We start from the raw sequence: 19671 nt of genomic DNA, 5'->3' as shown, positions 1-19671 counted from the left end.
CTATTTTTCCGTGAATTTCAGCTCGATCCGGCGGTTCTGTGCGCGGGCCTCTTCGCTATCTCCGGCCGCGACGGGCTGGTATTGGCCGAACCCGTTTGCGGCAAGCCGGTCGGGCGCGATGCCTAAGAAGTTGATCATATATTTGACCACAGACAGCGCGCGCGCTTGGCTTAGCTCCCAGTTGTCCTCGAACTCTCCTAGGCCCGAGAGCGGTTGATTATCGGTGTGGCCGTCCACCCGAATGACCCAGTCGATTTCCGGCGGTATTTCCGAAGCGACGTTCCGCAAGATGCGCGCAACCTTGGCTATTTCGTTGCGACCGTCGCTAGAAAGCGTCGCGGCACCGGGCGGAAACAGCACCTCGGACGAGAATACAAATCTGTCCCCTTCGATGCGCACGCCCGCCTGATTGCCCAAAAGATCGCGCAGCCGTCCAAAGAACTCTGACCGATACTGCTCAAGGTTTTTCGTCTCTGCCTCTAGACGCTTGCGTTCAGCGGCTTCCAATTCCGCACGACGGCGTTCTTCGGCGGCGACACGGGCCAATGCGGTGTTCAGATCAGACCCCAGCGATTGCAATTGCACCTCTTTCGCAGCATCGCGTGCCACGGCATCGTCCAACAACGCCTGCAATTCGCCCAATTGCCCGCGCAAGGATGCGACTTGCTGGTTCAACAGCTCTGTCTGGCGCTGCGCTTCTGCGCTGATCTCTTCCTCTCCGGCTAGGGCAGACTGCGCCAAGGCCAACAGCGCGGCCTGTTTTTCCGCATCGGTCATCTGCTTGGCAGCCTGCGCCATGGCATCCTGCCGCGCGGTTTCGGATGCATCCAATTGGGCGTTCAACTTGGCCTCGGCGGCGCGGGCGGCTGCCAGCAGGGTCAACGTGTCTTCGGCATCCTTACGCTGCGCCTCAAGAGCGAGGGTCATGGCGGTTAGCTCAGCATCAGCATCCTGAAGTTTTGCGCGCAACAACTCTGCTGCGGCGGCCTCTGCCAGCTTGGCGGCCTCGGCCTCGGACAGCGCTTCCACGTTGGCCAGACGGTCTGCTTCGGCCTGCGCCAGGGCGGCGGCATTGGCTTGTTCTGCGGTCGCCAACTGCGCCTGAACATCGGCATTGCGGGCGCGCAAATCAGCAACCAGTGCATCCAACGCTTCACGACGCGCTGCGGCAAGCCGTGCTGCTTCGGCCTGCGCATCTGTTTCGCTGCGCGCTTGGGCCAAGGCAAGGTTCAGCGCCTCTTGCGCGCTTAGCAAATCAGCTTGTTCGCCCTCAAGCGAGGTGACGCGCGCCTGCGCATCATCGCGTTGCGACAGCAAACTCGCGACCTGCGCTTCGAAATCAGTGATCTGTGCCTGCGCATCCTGCAACTGCGCGGCCTGCGCTTGGGCTGCTGAGGTCAGCGATGCGATCAACGCCGCCTGCTGTGCCGCCTGATCCTGCGCGGATGTAAGCGACGCATTCAATGCCCCCACCCGTGCCTCAAGATCTGCGCTGGTTTGGCGCTCCATCCCAAGGGCCTGAGCAAGCGCTGCGACCTCACCGGAAAGAGAATTCAGTTCGTCTTCTTGTCCGCTGATCCGCTGGGTTTGTACCGCTTGCAGCACCATAAAGATGGTTAATACAAACATCAGCACCAGCAAAAGCCCGGTCATCGCGTCGACGAAACCGGGCCAGATGGAGGATTGAAACCGTGATCCTGAGCGTCGGGAAAGCGCCATGGTTAGCTGTCCTCGGACGCGGGCTTATCCGGGGTGCGCATACGGCGTGGTTCTGGCGATCTGGGGACCGAAAGCGCCTTGGCCAGCAACGAGATATCTTTGCGCAACTCGGCCATCGTTTCTTGTCGCCCGGCCGATATTTCCTCGAGTATCCGGAGCATCTGGACGTCAATCGACCGCAGACGCATACGGCTTTCGGCGTCTATCTGATCGTCCGTCTCCTGCCCCTCAAGCACTGAAATCATGCGTTCTTGGCCCTTGGCGATCCGGTCAAGGCTATCGTTCGATATGTCGCCCTGCGCGCTGCGTTCGGTCAACGCTTCTACTGCGGTGGCAAGCGTCCCAAGACGCGCATTTAAGGCGGTTTGGCTTTCGGTTGATTGGCCGATCAGTTCACGGAACGTATCCATCTGTTCGGTAATGTGGTCCAGCACACCCGCAACGGCACCGTGGTCCGATGCGCCGTCTTCTCCGGCTGAAAAACCGATGCGGGTGATCGAACTTAGCCAGTCTTCTAGTTCTTGATAAAACCGGTTTTGGCCGTGACCGGCAAAGAGTTCAAGCAGGCCCACAACCAGCGATCCCGCCAAACCCAGCAAAGACGATCCGAAGGCAACGCCCATCCCGCCCAGTTGCGATTCAAGCCCGGTCATCAACCGTGCGAACATATCGGTGCTACCGTCGCCTTCTTGCGGGGCAAGGCTGCGAATGGTTTCGACCACCGCTGGCACGGTTGTGGCCAAGCCGTAAAATGTACCCAAAAGACCAAGGAAAATCAGCATATTGACTATGTAGCGCGTTATTTCACGCGCCTCGTCGATGCGGGTACCAACAGAATCCAAGATCGACCGGGTTGAGGTTGCATTCACCTGCATCCGCGCGCCGCGCGTCCGAAGCAGCGATGCAAGCGGGGCGAGCAACTGCGGCGCAACCGTATCAGGATCAGGCGCATCAGAGGCAAAGTTTTCGATCCAGCGCACGGACCCGATAAGTTGCAAAACCTGATAGAAACACGCGATCACACCGATGAAAAACACCGCGATAATAACGCCGTTCAGATAGGGGTTTGCCGCAAAAATGGGCAACACGCTGGGCAACGCCAAAAACGCACCCATTCCGGTCAACCCAAGCGCGATCAGCATCAACGTAATCTGCCGTACCGGCTGGGAGAATTGTGGTTTAGACTCGCGGTCTGACTGCGCCATGCCTCATTAATCCTGACACTTTTGTGCTTCTATTGTCGCACCCTACACTCAACTCCGGCCAATATGCCAAGGATTTATACGCAAAGCTGCTTCACACGCGCGTGCAGCCACTCAAGCGACGGGTCATGCAGCCCGATTTGCGAAAGATGGCTGGCCGTATTGAACAAATATTCGGTGTTGGGGCCCATCCCCCCAACAGCCGTGGTGATGATTTGCGCCTGTTCTTCCAAGGGCATGCCGCCGCAATACTGGTCATGATCCGCATCAATCACATAGACCACCGCCGCGACAGTACGCCCATCGGTCAGCTGCACATCAAGGGTCTTTTCCACATACGCAGATGAGATCAGCTCGCGTTCACGCAGATAGTCTAGGGTCTGGGCCTCTTGCCCCGGCACAACGCGTAGCGCCATGCCATCGCATGCCCTGCCCGTCATCGCATCCAGCGCCAGCACCAACCCCGGATGATCGACCGTTCCGCGATGGTGGATCGACCGCATGCAGAATGACCGGGCATACCCCGGCAAGCGCCCGATGACGCTTTCCGCGACGTCAAACCCCGGTTTCCACAGCAAACTGCCGTATCCGAACACCCACATTTCCATCCTACTGGTCCTTTGTCTCCCGCATGGTTAAAGCGGGTTCATCTGTCGTGTTAATAAGGTTTTTGTCGCCATGGGCAAGCTGGTCGGAATAGTCGTTGTGGTCGCCGTTGTATGGTGCGGATGGTGGGCGCTTGCGTCTGCCGGCATGCAGCGTGGCATTTTTAAATGGCTGGATGTGCGCCGCAGCTTGGGCTGGCAGGCCGACGTTGGAAGCATGCAAAAGCAGGGCTTTCCCTTGCGGTTGCACGCCCGGCTGAACGATGTCGCAATTGCCGATCCGACCACTGGCGTTGCCGTGAGCATGGACCGGCTGGATATTTCAGCGCCGACCTATTGGCCCGGATATGTCACCGTGGCGCTGCCGGAAACGCCGATCACCTTGGCCAACCCCAATTTGCGCACCAGCTTGACCGCGAACGGGGCCGTCGCTGATTTGCGGCTGCGCCCGGGCCGGTCGCTGCAGTTGGAAAGCCTTGGTTTGTCCGGCGGCGCATGGTCGCTGGATACAGCGGCGGACAGCATCGTCGCAGCGGACGCCATTGATCTGAGCATGCTTCAGCAGGCCGCCAATACCCCCGTGTATGCCCTAAAGGTGAACGCCGACAACCTTGCCCCCGGCAAGATTTCGCGCGGTTTTGTTGGGCTTTCTGATGACTGGCCCTTGGCGTTTGACGCATTTACCGCCGATCTGATGGTCACGTTTGACCGCGTCTGGGATCGTCGCGCGTTAGAACAACGCCGCCCGCAGCCGCGTGTGATCGACCTAAAGCGCGCGCATTTCACCTGGGGGGACATCGAAATTCTGGCCACCGGTGATCTGACCGTGGATGAAGACGGATTGATCAGCGGGGCACTGTCCGTAAAGGCTGAAAACTGGCCTGCCCTGCTGGATATGGTTCAAAACGCGGGTTACCTGCCGCCCAATATGCGCCCACAAGCCGAACAAATGCTAAAAGGACTGGCGCAAATGACCGGAAAGACAACCGGGTTGGACCTGACGCTCAGCTTTCAGGACGGACGTATGTCTATGGGGTTCATTCCGCTGGGCCGCGCACCCCGCATTATCCTGCGCTAGGGTTACCGGCAGTAAGATCCGGAGCGGTACCGCGCCGTGTCGAAATGGAAATGGTCTTGATGGAAACGGTCTGCGTTCGGCCCCAAAACGGTGCCGAACGGCCCGCATGCGCCTTTATGCACGCGCCGCATTGTTTTGCTGCTTTGCGCGGCGTGCCACCCGCTCAACACCGTCACCTCGGCACCGCTGTGCAGTTGGAACGCCGAAATATCGATTGCGCGCCCACGTCCGTGTTCCGATATCTTGCCGCCAGGTTGATTGTTCCGCGTCCGGCAAGCGTAATGTGCAGCAACACGCAGGCCGCGTAATCCACCTTTTTTGGCGAACGCAGGCTTGGCCGATCCTTCGATCCACCCCTTTAGGGCCGTTGCCGTGGTGCAATCCATCACGGCGGCTTGGCTTAGCCTGACACCCGAAACCGATTCGACCTGAACCGCATTATCGATCCCGCACCCTTTGATCTTGGGTTTCACGCGGCCAATCGCCTTGCCTTGAATTGAGATGTCACCGCACACCGCCCCTTTGGCCAGCAATGCGCGTTGTGTCTTTGCCTGCTTTTCCACCCTGCGGCTGCGCAAGGCGGGCCGGAGTGAAACGACAACCCCGTTTTCACGCGTGGCTGCTGCTTTTGCTGTGTCCGCGCGCGGGCTGGGCGTAATGCTGCCTGATGGCTCGAGCGTCAGTATGTTCCCGCGCGATACGGGGCGAAGCGATCTGTCCGGCCCCGCCAAAGCTGCACTGGACAGCAAAAGGCATATACATGCCCAGCGAATCATTTCTTCGCCGGTTGGCGACCAAAGTTCGGGGCGTCCGTATCTTGTCCCGCCTCAATAATACCGCGGCGGATCGCACGGGTGCGGGTAAAATAGGCGTGCAGATGGTCACCATCGCCGGTGCGAATGGCGCGCTGTAGGGCAAACAGTTCTTCGGTGAAACGACCCAAAATCTCGAGGGTTGCGTCCTTGTTGGTTAGGAACACATCGCGCCACATGGTCGGGTCCGAGGCCGCAATCCGGGTAAAATCCCGGAAACCAGCTGCCGAATATTTAATGACTTCGCTATCCGTCACCCGGCGTAAATCGTCGGCAACGCCGACCATCGTGTAAGCAATCAGGTGCGGGGCATGGCTGGTCACGGCCAATACAAGGTCATGATGCTCTGCATCCATTTCCTCGACATTCGCGCCCAGACCTTCCCACAGATGCCGCAACCGCGCGACGGCATTCGCGTTGCTGTCAGGGGCAGGTACCAACAGACACCAACGGTTGTCAAAAAGTTCGGCAAAGCCACTGCGCGGGCCGGAATGTTCTGTACCCGCCAAAGGGTGGGCGGGAATGAAATGCACGCCTTCGGGCAAAAGCGGCCCGACCTGTGCGATCACATCCGCCTTGACCGACCCCACATCGGTGACCGTACAGCCCGGTTTCAAAAAGCCTGCCATCTCGGCGGCAACAGATCCCATGACGCCCACCGGAACACACAAGACAACCAGATCGGCATCTTCGACAGTCTTGGCGATAGAATCGCAAACCTCGTCGCACAGCCCAATTTCGCGCGCCGTGTCACGGGTTTCGGCGCTGCGCGCGAACCCCGATACCGTCCCGGCAAGTCCGGCCCGTTTCATGCCCCAAAACATCGAGGACGCGATCAAACCCAGCCCGATCAGGGCGACTTTGTTGTAAATCACAGGCATATCAATCGCCCTTAAATTGGCGGATGGCATGAACGACACGGCGGCATGCGCTTTCGTCGCCTACGGTAATACGCAGACAGGACGGCAGTTTGTAACCTGCCACGCGACGTACGATTAATCCTTGGGTTTTCAGATAGTCATCACAGGCCTCGGCCTCTGACTGCGATTTGAACCGCGCGAGGATGAAGTTGGCGCATGATACGTCCGACGGCACACCGATTTCAGCCAAAGCATCGGCCATCCAATTTCTCCACCGCGCGTTCTCGATCCGGCAGTGATTGGCATAGTCCACATCGTTTATCGCGGCTTCGGCGGCGTTTACCGCTGCTTGGGACAGGTTAAAGGGACCCCGGACGCGGTTCAGCACATCAATGATATGCGCAGGCCCATAGCCCCAGCCGACGCGCAAACCGCCCAAGCCGTAAAGCTTGGAAAACGTCCGCGTCATCACGATGTTTTCATGCGCATCCACCAGCGCCGCACCGCCATCATACCCTTCGACATATTCAGCATAGGCACCGTCAAGCACCAGAATCGCCTGCTTTGGAATGCCATTCGCTAGGCGCTCAATCTCGCTGAGGCCGATCATTGTGCCTGTGGGGTTATTGGGGTTGGCGATGAACACCAGCCGGGTTTTATCGGTACAGCCCGCCAACAACGCATCCACGTCTGTGACGCGTTCGTTTTCCTTGACCTCGACCGGTGTCGCCCCATTGGCTAGGGCCGAAATGCGGTACATGCCAAACCCGTGTTCCGTGTGCAGCACTTCGGTGCCTTCGCCCGAAAATGCTTGGCATAAAAAGGCGATAATCTCGTCCGATCCGGCACCACAGATGATGCGGTCGGCGTCTAGCCCGTGAACACCGGCAATCGCCTGACGCAGGCGGCTGTGATCAGACGTGGGATAGCGGTGCAAATCATAGGACGCATCGCGGAACGCCTTGATTGCGGCGTCAGATGGCCCCAACGGGTTTTCATTCGAGCTAAGCTTGATCACGTTATCAAGCCCATCCACATGAGACGCGCCGCCTTGGTAAAGGTCGATATCCATGATGCCGGGCTGCGGACGAATTGCGGTTGTCATCTGTTAAATCTCCTGTCGGGCGGACCATAGACCCGCACCCTAGTTAGCGCCACCTATGATGTTGGCCCTACGTCACGTGGCATATGCCCCACGCCTGCCCCTTGATCAAACGGAAAAGGGCCGCGCCGGTATTCTCCAGCGCGGCCCCTTGGCAATAGATATGCGAGGAACCTTAGTTCTTCGCGTAGAATTCGACCACGAGGTTCGGTTCCATCATGACAGGGTATGGCACGTCGCCCAAAGTCGGGGTGCGTACGAATGTCGCTGTCATCTTGGAGTGATCGACTTCCATGTAATCAGGAACGTCACGCTCGGCCAGTTGAGTGGCTTCAAGCAATGCTGCCATCTGCTTGGAACGGTCACGTACTTCGATCACGTCGCCTTCTTTTACGCGGTAGGAAGGAATGTTAACCTTCTTGCCGTTAACTTTGACGTGGCCGTGGTTCACGAATTGGCGCGCAGCAAAAACAGTCGCAACGAACTTGGCACGGTATACAACCGCGTCCAAGCGACGCTCGAGCAGACCGATCAGGTTTTCACCTGTATCACCTTTTACACGCTCGGCTTCACCGTAAATGCGGCGGAACTGCTTTTCGGTCAGGTCGCCGTAGTAACCCTTGAGCTTCTGCTTGGCGCGCAGCTGGATACCGAAGTCGGAAATTTTGCCCTTGCGGCGCTGACCGTGCTGGCCGGGGCCATATTCGCGACGGTTTACTGGGGATTTTGGACGGCCCCAGATGTTTTCGCCCATGCGGCGGTCAATTTTGTGCTTGGCAGCGGTGCGTTTAGTCACGGCTGTTCTCCTTTTTATGGCCTTTTCAGGCGGTAAAGGGCGTTGTCCTCTGGCATAAAGCCCGACAGGGTTCCCCTTGCAGGGTCCACCAACACCAATGAAGCCGCGCTTATACGAGGGTTCAGCGCGGAGTCAATGCGAGAAGGTCGAAAACGAGGCGAAAGGTGGTTTTCGTGCAATCCGCGACGTGGTCCACACGCTTTATCAGCGAAATTAACGATGTGTTAGCTAAATGGTCCCTAGGGTCGTCGCCAATTGGGATGCCGCTTGACTGCGTTGCAATGATGGAAAGCGTCCCTTGGGCTTGGTCAGCTTTTATGCGTTGTCTAAATCGTACATTCGTTTATCAAGACGGCGGGTAAAAATAAGAAAAGCAGGCATATGAACGACAATTCCAATGTTTTCGGGCAACCCGCGAACGCCACTCCGGCGCGCGAGTGGATCAAGGTCCTCTCGAACTACCGTGATCCCGATGCTGTAAGAAGCACCTTCGAGCTCGCGGTAACGGTCGTGCCATTTATCGCATTGTGGTCATTGGCTTGGGTATCACTGTCCATCACGCCTTGGCTTACGCTCGCTATCTCTGTCTGTAACGCGGCGTTTTTGCTGCGTTTGTTCGCAATCCAACATGATTGCGGGCACTATGCCTTTTATTCGAACCGGTCCCTAAGCGACTGGCTGGGCCGTGTTCTGGGCGTTTTGACGCTGACACCATATGATGTCTGGAAACGTTCGCATTCCATGCACCACAGCACGTCAGGCAATCTGTCGCGCCGCGGCATTGGTGATATCGATACTCTGACTGTGGCCGAATATCGCGCGCTGACACCGAAAAAACGTCTATATTACCGCCTGTATCGCCATCCGCTAGTGCTGTTTGGCCTGGGCCCGCTGTACCTGTTCTTTATCCAACAACGGGTTCCGATGGGGCTGACCAAACATGCGCGCTATTGGGTCAGCGCCATGTGCACCAATGCGGCAATCCTTGTTGCGCTTTCCATCGTTTTCTACTTTGGCGGCGTGAAACCAATCTTGCTGATTTTCCTGCCCACGACCCTGTTGGCGGCGACCGCTGGCGTCTGGCTGTTCTACGTTCAGCACCAGTTTGAAACGACCCTATGGGATGTCGACCCAACATGGGACATTCACGAAGCCGCCCTGAACGGCAGCTCTCACTATAAACTTCCCGCGCCTTTGCAATGGCTTAGCGCGAATATCGGCATCCATCACGTGCATCACTTGTACAGCCGCATTCCGTTCTACCGCCTGCCCGAAGTATTGCGTGATCATAACGCCTTGGCGCAGATCAACACTCTTACGCTGCGGGAAAGCTTCGCAAACGCACGTCTGCATCTGTGGGATGAAAGCAGCAAAAAACTGCTGTCATTTGCACAGGCCAGAAAAGCAAAATAGCGCGGTTAAAACTGCGTGTTACTCCTTTGCCATCGACGCGACGACGTCGTGTCGATGGCAGGTAACAAGGTGATCGTTCACCATGCCTACGGCCTCCATGAACGCATAGACGATCGTGGGGCCACAAAACTTAAACCCCTCTTTCTTTAGGTCTTTTGATATCTGCGCTGACAACGCAGTCGACGGCGGTACATCCGCTTGGGACGCAAAACGGTTTTGCAAAGGTGCACCCCCGACGTAGTTCCATAGATAGGTATCAAACCCTTCCCGAGCTTCAATTTTTTGCCAGACACGGGCGTTGGTGATCGTCGCTTCAATCTTGCCACGGTGGCGAATGATTCCGGGGTTTTGCAGCAAGGTCTCGACCTCCGCGTCACCCCAGCGTGCGATCACATCAGGATCAAATCCGGCAAAAGCCTCGCGAAAATTCTCTCGTTTTTTAAGGATTGTGATCCAGCTAAGCCCCGCCTGAAACCCATCCAGAACCAGCTTTTCCCACAATGCGCGACTATCATATTCTGGCACACCCCAATCAGTGTCATGATAATCAAGGTAGATCTGCTCCGGGCCGGCCCAATCGCAACGCTGCATCTTCATCCCTTTCCAGCTGGCACTACCGGCCCGCCTTCTATGTGTAAAAATATACTCTCATTAGTCGTTTAACCCGCTCTTATGAAAACATCATGCACTAACGCACGGGTAACCTAGCGCAAAAGGAATCTGCGACGTGCAACAGCGGTCCAAACATCGCTTCGCCAACCTCCCCGAGGGTGGGGAAAATCCGCTGGAATACGCGGTGGCGCAGCGCGACAAATCGACGCTCACGATGGTGCGGGACGCGGTTGATCATAAACAGACGTTGATGGCGTACCAGCCCGTAATTCGTGATGTGTCCAGTAACAGCGTCGCGTTTCACGAGGGGCTTATTCGTGTACTCGACCCGACCGGCCGCGTCATTCCCGCACGTGAATTCATGTCCGTGGTTGAGACCACCCAATTAGGCCGCGAAATCGATGTTCTATCCTTGCGCGCAGGGATGATGGCACTGCAACAAAACCCGAATTTACGCATTTCAATCAACATGTCCGCGCGCTCGATCGGGTTCAAGGCGTGGACCAGCATGATGAACAGGTGGCTGTCACGTGATGCCACACTTGGTGAACGCCTGATCCTTGAAATAAGCGAACAATCGGCGATGTTGATGCCAGAGCTTGTCGCGGATTTCATCAACAACATGCAGGATCAGGGCGTGTGCTTTGCGCTGGATAATTTCGGGTCAGGCTATACTGCCATCCGCTATTTCAAGGACCTCTATTTCGATATCTTGAAAATTGACGGGCAATTTACGCGCGGAATTTCAAAAAATGCTGAAAACCGCGCATTGATCACAGTGATGGTATCGATTGCCGAGAATTTTGACATGGTAACCGTCGCAGAACAGGTCGAAAATAAAGAAGATTCCGCTATGCTGCGCGAGCTGGGGATCGATTGCCAACAAGGGTATCTGTTCGGGGGGCCAACCACACGGCCCTATTGGTCCATCAAACCGGAGAACCGAAAATCAGGATAAGCAGGTCGAGATTGCCGCATGTGCTGCGATGCGATATATCCCGTTCCCAGAAGGCTAGGGGATCGCAGATGCACTGCGATAGGTACCCCGTTGGTCAATAACCTGAGGGAATACACATGACGAATGTTGTCATCGCATCCGCGGCGCGCACTGCCGTGGGCAGCTTCAACGGATCTTTTGCAAATACACCTGCCCACGACATGGGCGCGGCGGTCTTGAAAGAGATTGTTGCGCGCGCAGGAATTGATGCATCCGAAGTGTCAGAGACCATTTTGGGTCAGGTCCTCACAGCCGCACAGGGGCAAAACCCCGCACGTCAGGCACATGTAAACGCGGGGCTGCCAATTGAATCTGCCGCATGGTCGATCAACCAGGTGTGTGGTTCCGGCTTGCGCGCCGTTGCCTTGGCCGCGCAGCACATTCAACTGGGCGACGCTGATATTGTGGCCGCCGGCGGTCAGGAAAACATGTCCATGAGCCCCCACGCGCAAAACCTGCGCCCCGGGCAAAAAATGGGCGATTTGCAGTTCATCGACACCATGATCAAAGACGGTCTTTGGGATGCGTTCAACGGCTATCACATGGGCCAAACCGCTGAAAACGTCGCGGAAAAATGGCAAATCAGCCGCGAGCAACAAGACGAGTTCGCCGTCCGTTCCCAGAACAAGGCCGAGGCCGCACAAAAAGCAGGCAAATTCGCGGACGAGATCGTGGCCTATACGATCAAAACCCGCAAAGGCGAAAGCGTTGTCGATAGCGATGAATACATTCGTCATGGCGCGTCGATGGAAGCGATGCAAAAACTGCGCCCTGCTTTCACCAAAGATGGCTCTGTCACCGCGGCAAACGCCTCGGGCTTGAACGATGGTGCCGCTGGTGCCTTGTTGATGTCTGCCGACAATGCCGAAAAGCGCGGCATCACGCCATTGGCCCGCATCGCATCCTACGCAACCGTTGGCCTAGACCCCAGCATCATGGGTGCCGGCCCCATTTACGCATCACGCAAAGCGCTGGAAAAAGCGGGCTGGAAGCCGGAAGATCTGGACTTGGTCGAGGCGAACGAAGCCTTTGCCGCACAAGCTTGTGCCGTGAACAAGGACATGGGTTGGGACCCAGAAATCGTGAACGTCAATGGTGGCGCTATTGCGATTGGTCACCCGATCGGTGCCTCTGGCGCGCGAATCCTCAACACGCTGTTGTTTGAAATGCAGCGTCGCGGTGCGAAAAAGGGCCTTGCCACATTGTGTATCGGTGGCGGCATGGGCGTCGCGATGTGCCTTGAACGCCCCTAATTAACGCCTGCACGGCGCAGTTGGATGCGCCGTGCACCACTCTCCTAAATCATTTCCCAAAAACCGACCCAAAACGGTTGCAAAGCCGGTATATGATGTCCTATCTATTCAGGGCGTAATAAAATTACTAAATTGTTATCGCAAACGAAATAACATTACCGCAAGGGAAGGGGTAACAATGTCACGTGTCGCACTTGTGACCGGAGGTAGCCGAGGGATCGGTGCCGCCATTTCAACAGCACTCAAGGATGCCGGCTATAGCGTCGCTGCCACTTATGCAGGCAACGATGAAGCTGCTGCAAAATTCACCGAGAGCACTGGTATCAAGACCTATAAATGGGATGTCGCCGATTACGACGCCTCAAAGGCTGGCATCGCAAACGTCGAAGCAGACCTTGGCCCAATTGAGGTTGTGGTTGCCAATGCAGGCATCACACGCGACGCGCCGTTCCATAAAATGACCCCGGAACAATGGCATCAGGTGATCAACACCAACCTGACCGGCGTGTTCAACACCATTCACCCGATCTGGCCCGGCATGCGGGAACGCAAATTCGGTCGCGTCGTGGTTATCAGCTCGATCAACGGGCAAAAGGGCCAGTTCGCCCAAGTGAACTATGCCGCCACCAAAGCCGGTGATCTGGGCATCATCAAATCACTTGCACAAGAAGGTGCACGTGCCGGCATTACCGCCAACGCGATCTGTCCGGGCTATATCGCCACTGACATGGTCATGGCTGTTCCGGAAAAAGTGCGCGAATCGATTATTGCGCAAATCCCAGCTGGCCGCTTGGGTGAACCAGAAGACATTGCACGCGCGGTGCTATTCTTGGCCTCTGATGACGCCAGTTTCATCAACGGCTCCACCATCACAGCGAACGGTGCACAATACATCACGTAATGTGACCGCCCGTTAAATTGCATAAGGCCAGTGCAGCGATGCGCTGGCCTTTTTGTTTTAGTTTAATTTGCGCCGCTCGGCCGATCCGAACAGCCACCCCCAGAACTCAAGCGTTGCACGGGCCCGTTCACGGTGTGCCTCTTCCATTGCGTTTCGTGCGGCGCGGTTTGTTGTTGCCTCGATCATGTTCAGCCTCCGGCTATCAAGAATTTCTGTTCTTCCTCTAACTTGGTCCTATAGTGGGCATCGTACAAACGAGACTTTCTTTGCCTCACACAAGAAATATTGAACTGAAATGTCCGACCGCCTGCCCCCGCTAACCGCTTTGCGCGCATTTGAAGCCGCTGCAAGACATCTGTCTTTTGCGTCAGCTGCGGCTGAGCTTAACGTCACGCCAGCGGCGCTTAGCTTTCAGATCAAATCGCTTGAGGCGCATTTCGGCGCGCCGCTTTTCAGGCGGCTCAATCGTGCCGTGGCGTTGACCGAGGCAGGAATCGCCCTCGCCCCCGGCACTACGGACGGGTTTCAAACGCTTGCCGCCGCCTGGCGGGCCGCACAGCGCACCCAAGACCATCAATCGCTTACCGTGACCGCAGGCCCTGCGTTTACTGCCAAATGGTTGGCCCCCCGGCTTTACGACTTTGCCCAAGCCCACCCAGAGGTCGAGCTAAGGTTCTCGGCTTCCTTGCGTAAAATGGACTTTGCCCGTGACAATATTGATGTGGCGATCCGGTTTGGATCTTCCGTCGATCCAGACCTCTATGCCCTGCCCCTTGCTGACGAATGGGTCACCCCGGTGATGACACCAGAATTGGCCGCGCGTTACCCGACACCGGCCAGCCTGCGCGCCGCGCCGTTGATCGTGGATGATTCGATGGGGTTTCTGGACCTACCGACGGATTGGAACACTTGGTTTGCAGCGATGGGCCTTGCCCCGCCTGTCGCGCTAGGGCCAAGGTTTTCCCAAGCGGATCATGCCACAGACGCAGCACTGGCAGGGGTTGGTGTGGTGATGGGACGGCGCGCATTGGTCATCAAGGATCTGGTCGAAGGCCGGTTGGTCGCGCCATATAATGCCGCGCTGGATACCGGTGCGCGGTTTTGGTTTCTATGCCCTAACTCAGCACAGGACCGTCCGCAGATCGCCGCGTTTAGGGAATGGATCCTACACGAGATTGGCAAAACGTCGGATGTTGCAGACAGTATGCCGATCATTTCCAGACAGCCCGCATAACAATCGCAAGACTAGACCCAGACCCAGTCGATTTATGCGTAAATGTTGGGGGAATGAATGCGGCGGCCCACCTGACGGGCCTCGACACTGATCACTGGCGGCGCTCGTTTTTGCAGCGCGCGCCAGCTATGGTAAGTCTAGCTTAAGCTTCTAAACGGTTAGTCTCGCTATCTCTTCCTTCAATCGAAGCTTTTTCTTCTTCATCGTCGCAACTTTCAGATCGTCGATACCCGGGGCGCGCTGTGCTTCCTCTACAGCGTCGCTCACCGCCAAGTGTTTCCGTTTCAAAGCTTCAAGATGTGCGTCAAATGCCACTTAACTCTCCTTTGTTGGGTTGCGTGATACAAGTGAACCACGAAAAAATTCACCTGTCACGCGGCGGTGCAGCAAGTTTACGAACAAGTCGAACGATCGGCTGGTTGATGCCTAGAATGGCAGCGCCGCGCCGTCGCGCAGCACCGCACGGATCGCGGGAACATAGCTGTCCCCATCCGAGACATGTTCAGCCCCTTCATGCATGATCAACGGCGCACATAGCCGAAACGCCCCCCGGCCGGATTTGCGCGCCCGTAGGATAATCAGCTCGGCCATACGTCCGATCCGCGGGGCAATCGGCAGCACCTCGATGCTGCCCATATCATGGGGCAATGCCCGGATCAGATCAGGAAGCCGCTCTGCCCGGTGAATGAAATGCGCCTGCCCTTTCGGGGCCAGTCTTTTGGCAGCGATTTCAACCCATTTCGCCAATGGTGTTTGTTCACCCATCGCGGTTTCACGTGCGCTGTCCTGCGAAGCAATAGATGCCGCGCGGTCAAAATACGGGGGGTTCGCCAATACGTGGTCAAACTGGCGCTGCCGCAACGACAATGGCATCGCGGCAAGATCGGCCTCGAACACCTCGAACGCGGGATGATTCCGACGGGCGAGTTCGGCATAGGCCGGCTGAACCTCGACCCCGGTCAGGGACAATCCGGGCACACGCGCACCAAGACAAAGTGACGCAGCCCCGACACCGCAGCCTAGCTCTAGCACATGTTGTCCGGGTACCGCCGGCACAGTTGCCGCCAGTAGAACGGGGTCGACCCCTGCGCGATACCCTTTACGCGGCTGCCACAGATGCAGTTTGCCGCCCAAGAAAGCATCATACGTCAGATCGTCAGGGTGAAAACTTGGCACGGGGTCAATCAGGCAGGCCGGTAGGAATATCGTTATCCCGCAGCACGCGCAGGGCTGCGCTGTGCTTATCTTCGTGAACCATTAACCTGCGCGGGAAAATCCCAATACCACCTTCGAGAACGCTCATATTTACGTCCAACGGAAAGCAGTCTATATCCTCGCCCTGAAGAAGGGCGCTGGCAAAAGCAATGATCGTCGGGTCGGTGGTGCGCAAAAGTTCCTTCATAACAGAGATGTAAGTGCAATCGCGCAAGATTGTCGAGCCTTCAGATGGGGTCATGTAGATGAAGAACGACGCAAGTCAAAAGCCGCATGATCAAATGGCCAGCTATCTTGCTGCCGACATGGCCGCGGTAAACGAACTGATCCGCGACCGCATGGCATCCGAACATGCGCCCCGAATCCCCGAAGTAACGGCACATCTGGTCGAGGCAGGCGGAAAACGTTTGCGCCCCATGCTGACCTTGGCCGCGGCCCATATCTGTGGCTACGATGGCCCCTATCACATCCACCTTGCCGCCACGGTCGAATTTATTCACACGGCCACATTGCTGCATGATGATGTCGTCGATGAAAGCGGTCAGCGGCGCGGGCGCCCGACGGCGAACCTGCTTTGGGACAACAAATCATCGGTGCTGGTGGGCGACTATCTGTTTGCGCGCAGTTTCCAGTTGATGACCGAAACGAACAACATGCGCGTGCTTGCTATCCTGTCGAATGCATCCGCAACCATCGCCGAAGGCGAGGTGTTGCAGCTGACGGCGGCGCAGAACCTTGCCACCGACGAATCCGTGTATCTGAAAGTTGTGCGCGGCAAGACGGCTGCCCTGTTCTCAGCCGCGACCGAGGTCGGCGGCGTGGTGGCCGGTGCCCCCGCAGCCCAGATTAAAGCGCTGTATGATTATGGTGATGCCTTGGGTATTGCGTTTCAGATCGCCGATGACCTGCTGGATTATCAGGGCGACACCAACGCGACCGGCAAGAATGTTGGTGACGATTTCCGTGAACGCAAGCTGACGCTGCCCGTGATCAAAGCCATCGCAAAAGCAGACCCCGAAGAACGCGCGTTCTGGACCCGTACCATCGAAAAAGGGCGTCAGGAAGACGGTGATCTGGATCACGCGCTTGCCCTGTTGAACAAGCATGACACGCTATCGGCAACCCGCGCCGACGCGATGGAATGGGCTGCGCAGGCAAAGGCGGCTTTGCACGCCCTGCCCGATCACGCGTTACGTGAAATGCTGCACGACCTTGCCGACTATGTCGTGGCGCGCCTCACTTAAAAACTTCGGCTGCGGTAACCCACCAATCGGGATGCGCATGGTCGATACGGCCAGCCGCGTGGTTTGCTGCCTTTTCGCTGTCATATAAGCCAAAGCAGGTGGCACCCGATCCTGACATCCGTGCCAACAGGGCATCATCAAGCGCCGCAAGGCATGCCGCGATTTCGGGCACAACACCGAGCGCGGGTTTTTCCAGATCATTGCGCTGCGCCGCCAGCCAAGCGGCAAAACCTTGCCCAGAATCAAAGGCCGGAATGCTGTCAGGCATCGGATCGTTGTGCCTAGATGTCAGCCGCTTGAAGACGTCAGGCGTAGAAACGGATTTGTTCGGGTTCACCAGAACCAGCCAACAAGGGGGCAGCGGTGGCACCGGCGTCAGCATCTCTCCGACGCCGCGCATTCGCTGGGGGCTATCGTGCAGACATACAGGCACATCAGCACCCAAGCTGGCCACATCCTCGGGAATCGGGACATCCCAGTGATGGCTTAGCAGCTTTAGCGCTGTGGCAGCATCAGCTGATCCACCGCCAATCCCTGCCGCCGCTGGTAACACCTTGGTCAAAAGCAGCCGCGCACCCCGCGTGCCCTCCGGATCAAGTAACTGTGCCGCGCGGATGACAAGGTTGCGGTCATCCAACGGTGCCGCACCGGCATAGGGGCCCTCGACGAACAGTTCCAGCTGGGCTGACGGCGCAACACTCAGCGTGTCGCCAACCGCTGCGCGCACGACCAAGCTGTCCAACAGATGATACCCGTCGGAACGCTGACCCGTCACATGCAGCGTCAGGTTAATCTTGGCCCAAGCCGGCTCGGAGATTGCTGAACCCAGTGCGGCGCTGTTTGTGCGCATCAGTCCGTCGATACTTTGGCCAACGGCTGCGCGCCCTCTTCGCTCAACACCGCGTCCAAGCCGATCTCAAGCTTGCGGCGCATGCGGGCCGGGTCGGCCTCGCTATCTGTGTCTTGGGGATCAACAAAGGACAACGCCCGGCGCCACTGGAATTCCGCCTCGCGTTCGCGTCCAACGGCCCAGTAAACATCCCCCAGATGGTCGTTCACCACGGGGTCTACCGCAACCAGTTCCACCGCACGCTCCATCTGAGAGACCGCTTCTTCATAGCGGCCAAGACGGTACAAAACCCATCCCAGTGAATCGACAATATACCCCGATCCGGGGCTGGCCGCGACAGCGCGCTCGATCATATTCAGCGCCTCGTCCAGATTGCGCCCCTGTTCAACAAGCGAATACCCCAGATAATTCAACACCTGCGGCTGGTCGGGGTTGATGGCCAGTGCCGCCCGAAAATCGGTCTCGGCTTTGTCCAGATCGCCACGGCGCTCTTCCGCGATGCCGCGCGCGTAGAACAACACCCAACGTTGCGGGTTCGTTTCCGACGTCTTGTTGATCGCCATATCGTAGGCAGCAATCGCTTCGCCAAACTTGTCTTCTGCGCGCAGCGCGTCGCCAAGGGCCGAATGCACCGACGGCAATTCACCATGGCTGCGGGTCAATTGCTGCAGCACCTCGATCGCCCGGCCGGGTTTACCGGACCGACGCAAAGCGGCCGCGCGGCCCAGTTCAGCGGCGTGATAGGCGGGATCATTGGCGGGGACATTTGCAAGCTCAGCAATCGCCAGATCATATTGTTCAAGGCTTTCAAGCAAGTCTGCCGTCAGCAACAACGCGTCGATATGATCAGGGTTCAGATAGCGGGCAATCCGCGCATATAGCAGCACATAGTAGTCGCCAGCCGATTCACTGCGCAAAACCGCAGCAAAGGTGAAAAACACCTCGGCGATCCCGGCTCTGGCATCGGTAATCTGCGTGAACTTGACCGGTTCCCCGCCCTCAAGCGCTAAAATCAGCGCCTCAAGTTCAGGGTCCGTACTGCCCTGGAAACTGGAGTTCAGAAGGGCCAGCGCCTCGGCGTTGCGGTCAAGCTGCCCCAGAATTTCGGCCCGCGCAATCACCCCGCGGCGCGTGTGCCCGGCGGCACCCGCCTTGTTCGAGGCAAAGATACGCTCGGCCCCCTCGAAATCACCAACCGATGCCAGCGCAAGCGCTTTGTGATACATCACAAACCCCTGCATCCCGGGTTCTTGGCTCAGCCTGTCGAACTCAGCGACGGCTTGCGTCATGTCGCCCTTACCGACATAGGCCCACGCCTTGACCAGCCCGTCGACCCAAGGGCCGATGCCGACGCTATCGCCGTCTTGCGCCAACAACCCGTCATAGTCGCCCCTTTGCGCCTTGTCGGCTGTGGTCACCAGATGAGCGACCTGAGAGGTCTGGTTTTTCGCCGCCAGAACCTTGGCCAAGGGAACCGCCTTGGCGACATCACCCAAAGACAGATTGGCAAGGATCGTGCTTTCCAGCAGTTCGACGTTCATGCTGTCACGCGCCAATGCCCGGCCATAATAATCAGCAGCTTCCGCAAAATCACTGCGCACAGCAGCGTGGCGGCCCGCCAGATAAGCACCCGACACCGATTGCGCGCCAACCGGCAGCGCGCCGGTCACCCCCAAAGCGATGACACTGGCAGAAAACAACAGGGTACGGATCATAACATGCAGGCCTTATTTTATTTATATTTACGCTATCAGGTTCACCCCCAAGCGCAATGGCAC

General features: G+C 57.4%; 21 protein-coding genes. 7 read left to right on the top strand and 14 right to left on the bottom strand.

Annotation, left to right across the window (positions count from 1 at the left end; all coding sequences use genetic code 11):
- The 3 genes from KZZ06_RS08365 to KZZ06_RS08355 all read right to left on the bottom strand — a co-directional run bounded on the left by KZZ06_RS08365 (window position 1) and on the right by KZZ06_RS08355 (window position 3529).
- Window positions 1–1719, bottom strand: coding sequence for a peptidoglycan -binding protein (locus KZZ06_RS08365; protein ID WP_219579575.1), 1719 nt, complete (start codon window positions 1717–1719; stop codon window positions 1–3).
- 2 nt (window positions 1720–1721) lie between these two features.
- Window positions 1722–2924, bottom strand: a complete 1203-nt coding sequence (locus KZZ06_RS08360; RefSeq protein ID WP_219579574.1) for a biopolymer transporter ExbB — start codon at window positions 2922–2924, stop codon at window positions 1722–1724.
- 74 nt (window positions 2925–2998) lie between these two features.
- Window positions 2999–3529: a gamma-glutamylcyclotransferase gene (locus KZZ06_RS08355; protein WP_219579573.1), complete on the bottom strand. Its 531-nt coding sequence runs from the start codon at window positions 3527–3529 to the stop codon at window positions 2999–3001.
- A gap of 70 nt (window positions 3530–3599) precedes the next feature.
- On the opposite strand from KZZ06_RS08355, the gene KZZ06_RS08350 reads away from it, so the two are divergent.
- Window positions 3600–4604, top strand: a complete 1005-nt coding sequence (locus KZZ06_RS08350; protein ID WP_219579572.1) for a DUF2125 domain-containing protein — start codon at window positions 3600–3602, stop codon at window positions 4602–4604.
- Between the two features lie 2 nt (window positions 4605–4606).
- On the opposite strand, the gene KZZ06_RS08345 is transcribed toward KZZ06_RS08350, so the two are convergent.
- The 4 genes from KZZ06_RS08345 to rpsD form a co-directional block, all read right to left on the bottom strand.
- Complete coding sequence (locus KZZ06_RS08345) at window positions 4607–5380, bottom strand: extensin family protein (protein WP_219579571.1); 774 nt, start codon at window positions 5378–5380, stop codon at window positions 4607–4609.
- Window positions 5377–6297: a prephenate/arogenate dehydrogenase family protein gene (locus KZZ06_RS08340; protein ID WP_219579570.1), complete on the bottom strand. Its 921-nt coding sequence runs from the start codon at window positions 6295–6297 to the stop codon at window positions 5377–5379. The genes KZZ06_RS08345 and KZZ06_RS08340 overlap by 4 nt, the downstream gene beginning before the upstream one ends.
- Window position 6298: 1 nt before the next feature.
- Complete coding sequence (gene hisC, locus KZZ06_RS08335; protein WP_219579569.1) at window positions 6299–7381, bottom strand: histidinol-phosphate transaminase; 1083 nt, start codon at window positions 7379–7381, stop codon at window positions 6299–6301.
- 172 nt (window positions 7382–7553) lie between these two features.
- A complete protein-coding gene (gene rpsD, locus KZZ06_RS08330) occupies window positions 7554–8174 on the bottom strand; it encodes a 30S ribosomal protein S4 (protein ID WP_219579568.1) in 621 nt (206 codons plus the stop codon).
- Between the two features lie 381 nt (window positions 8175–8555).
- On the opposite strand from rpsD, the gene KZZ06_RS08325 reads away from it, so the two are divergent.
- A complete protein-coding gene (locus tag KZZ06_RS08325) occupies window positions 8556–9587 on the top strand; it encodes a fatty acid desaturase (protein ID WP_219579567.1) in 1032 nt (343 codons plus the stop codon).
- An 18-nt stretch (window positions 9588–9605) separates the two neighbouring features.
- On the opposite strand, the gene KZZ06_RS08320 is transcribed toward KZZ06_RS08325, so the two are convergent.
- The gene (locus tag KZZ06_RS08320) at window positions 9606–10178 is read right to left on the bottom strand and encodes a DNA-3-methyladenine glycosylase I (RefSeq protein WP_219579566.1); all 573 of its coding nucleotides are present in this window, start codon (window positions 10176–10178) and stop codon (window positions 9606–9608) included.
- A gap of 136 nt (window positions 10179–10314) precedes the next feature.
- Between KZZ06_RS08320 and KZZ06_RS08315 the strand changes: the two genes are divergently transcribed.
- From KZZ06_RS08315 to phbB, 3 genes are all read left to right on the top strand, one after another.
- Window positions 10315–11157: an EAL domain-containing protein gene (locus tag KZZ06_RS08315; protein ID WP_308340010.1), complete on the top strand. Its 843-nt coding sequence runs from the start codon at window positions 10315–10317 to the stop codon at window positions 11155–11157.
- 116 nt (window positions 11158–11273) lie between these two features.
- Window positions 11274–12449 carry an acetyl-CoA C-acetyltransferase gene (locus KZZ06_RS08310; protein WP_219579565.1) on the top strand — a complete coding sequence of 392 codons (1176 nt, stop codon included), beginning with the start codon at window positions 11274–11276 and terminating at the stop codon, window positions 12447–12449.
- Between the two features lie 178 nt (window positions 12450–12627).
- Complete coding sequence (gene phbB, locus KZZ06_RS08305; protein WP_219579564.1) at window positions 12628–13350, top strand: acetoacetyl-CoA reductase; 723 nt, start codon at window positions 12628–12630, stop codon at window positions 13348–13350.
- Between the two features lie 57 nt (window positions 13351–13407).
- On the opposite strand, the gene KZZ06_RS22505 is transcribed toward phbB, so the two are convergent.
- Window positions 13408–13536, bottom strand: coding sequence for a hypothetical protein (locus KZZ06_RS22505; protein WP_257884258.1), 129 nt, complete (start codon window positions 13534–13536; stop codon window positions 13408–13410).
- A gap of 109 nt (window positions 13537–13645) precedes the next feature.
- Here KZZ06_RS22505 and KZZ06_RS08300 point away from each other — a divergent pair, with 109 nt between their 5' ends.
- Window positions 13646–14584: a transcriptional regulator GcvA gene (locus tag KZZ06_RS08300; protein WP_219579563.1), complete on the top strand. Its 939-nt coding sequence runs from the start codon at window positions 13646–13648 to the stop codon at window positions 14582–14584.
- Between the two features lie 150 nt (window positions 14585–14734).
- Here the strand turns inward: KZZ06_RS08300 and KZZ06_RS08295 are convergent, their stop codons facing one another.
- The 3 genes from KZZ06_RS08295 to KZZ06_RS08285 form a co-directional block, all read right to left on the bottom strand.
- Window positions 14735–14899, bottom strand: a complete 165-nt coding sequence (locus tag KZZ06_RS08295) for a DUF465 domain-containing protein (protein ID WP_219579562.1) — start codon at window positions 14897–14899, stop codon at window positions 14735–14737.
- Window positions 14900–15010: 111 nt separating this feature from the next.
- Window positions 15011–15760, bottom strand: a complete 750-nt coding sequence (locus KZZ06_RS08290) for a tRNA1(Val) (adenine(37)-N6)-methyltransferase (protein WP_219579561.1) — start codon at window positions 15758–15760, stop codon at window positions 15011–15013.
- Between the two features lie 4 nt (window positions 15761–15764).
- Window positions 15765–15986, bottom strand: a complete 222-nt coding sequence (locus tag KZZ06_RS08285; RefSeq protein WP_093916049.1) for a DUF2007 domain-containing protein — start codon at window positions 15984–15986, stop codon at window positions 15765–15767.
- Between the two features lie 58 nt (window positions 15987–16044).
- Here KZZ06_RS08285 and KZZ06_RS08280 point away from each other — a divergent pair, with 58 nt between their 5' ends.
- On the top strand, window positions 16045–17043 hold the full coding sequence (locus tag KZZ06_RS08280; protein ID WP_219579560.1) for a polyprenyl synthetase family protein: 999 nt from the start codon (window positions 16045–16047) through the stop codon (window positions 17041–17043).
- Here the strand turns inward: KZZ06_RS08280 and KZZ06_RS08275 are convergent.
- The gene (locus tag KZZ06_RS08275) at window positions 17036–17860 is read right to left on the bottom strand and encodes a 4-(cytidine 5'-diphospho)-2-C-methyl-D-erythritol kinase (protein ID WP_219579902.1); all 825 of its coding nucleotides are present in this window, start codon (window positions 17858–17860) and stop codon (window positions 17036–17038) included. The two genes, KZZ06_RS08280 and KZZ06_RS08275, sit on opposite strands and share 8 nt — an antisense overlap.
- A 32-nt stretch (window positions 17861–17892) precedes the next feature.
- A complete protein-coding gene (locus tag KZZ06_RS08270; RefSeq protein ID WP_219579559.1) occupies window positions 17893–19608 on the bottom strand; it encodes a tetratricopeptide repeat protein in 1716 nt (571 codons plus the stop codon).
- Between the last annotated feature and the right edge of the window lie 63 nt (window positions 19609–19671).

Origin of the sequence: Sulfitobacter sp. CW3 (genome assembly GCF_019392245.1) — a bacterium.
GTDB lineage: Bacteria > Pseudomonadota > Alphaproteobacteria > Rhodobacterales > Rhodobacteraceae > Sulfitobacter.
The sequence above is the reverse complement of the archived record's forward strand: the minus strand, read 5'-3'. Positions and strand labels throughout refer to the sequence as shown.

Excerpts from the sequence above, each read along its gene's own strand:
- KZZ06_RS08325 (WP_219579567.1), top strand. The coding sequence starts at position 8,556 with ATGAACGACAATTCCAATGTTTTCGGGCAACCCGCGAACGCCACTCCG.
- KZZ06_RS08350 (WP_219579572.1), top strand. The coding sequence starts at position 3,600 with ATGGGCAAGCTGGTCGGAATAGTCGTTGTGGTCGCCGTTGTATGGTGC.
- KZZ06_RS08340 (WP_219579570.1), bottom strand. The coding sequence starts at position 6,297 with ATGCCTGTGATTTACAACAAAGTCGCCCTGATCGGGCTGGGTTTGATC.
- KZZ06_RS08360 (WP_219579574.1), bottom strand. The coding sequence starts at position 2,924 with ATGGCGCAGTCAGACCGCGAGTCTAAACCACAATTCTCCCAGCCGGTA.
- KZZ06_RS08365 (WP_219579575.1), bottom strand. The coding sequence starts at position 1,719 with ATGGCGCTTTCCCGACGCTCAGGATCACGGTTTCAATCCTCCATCTGG.
- KZZ06_RS08355 (WP_219579573.1), bottom strand. The coding sequence starts at position 3,529 with ATGGAAATGTGGGTGTTCGGATACGGCAGTTTGCTGTGGAAACCGGGG.
- KZZ06_RS22505 (WP_257884258.1), bottom strand. The coding sequence starts at position 13,536 with ATGATCGAGGCAACAACAAACCGCGCCGCACGAAACGCAATGGAAGAG.
- KZZ06_RS08280 (WP_219579560.1), top strand. The coding sequence starts at position 16,045 with ATGAAGAACGACGCAAGTCAAAAGCCGCATGATCAAATGGCCAGCTAT.
- hisC (WP_219579569.1), bottom strand. The coding sequence starts at position 7,381 with ATGACAACCGCAATTCGTCCGCAGCCCGGCATCATGGATATCGACCTT.
- KZZ06_RS08320 (WP_219579566.1), bottom strand. The coding sequence starts at position 10,178 with ATGCAGCGTTGCGATTGGGCCGGCCCGGAGCAGATCTACCTTGATTAT.
- KZZ06_RS08285 (WP_093916049.1), bottom strand. The coding sequence starts at position 15,986 with ATGAAGGAACTTTTGCGCACCACCGACCCGACGATCATTGCTTTTGCC.
- KZZ06_RS08270 (WP_219579559.1), bottom strand. The coding sequence starts at position 19,608 with ATGATCCGTACCCTGTTGTTTTCTGCCAGTGTCATCGCTTTGGGGGTG.
- phbB (WP_219579564.1), top strand. The coding sequence starts at position 12,628 with ATGTCACGTGTCGCACTTGTGACCGGAGGTAGCCGAGGGATCGGTGCC.
- KZZ06_RS08310 (WP_219579565.1), top strand. The coding sequence starts at position 11,274 with ATGACGAATGTTGTCATCGCATCCGCGGCGCGCACTGCCGTGGGCAGC.
- KZZ06_RS08300 (WP_219579563.1), top strand. The coding sequence starts at position 13,646 with ATGTCCGACCGCCTGCCCCCGCTAACCGCTTTGCGCGCATTTGAAGCC.
- KZZ06_RS08345 (WP_219579571.1), bottom strand. The coding sequence starts at position 5,380 with ATGATTCGCTGGGCATGTATATGCCTTTTGCTGTCCAGTGCAGCTTTG.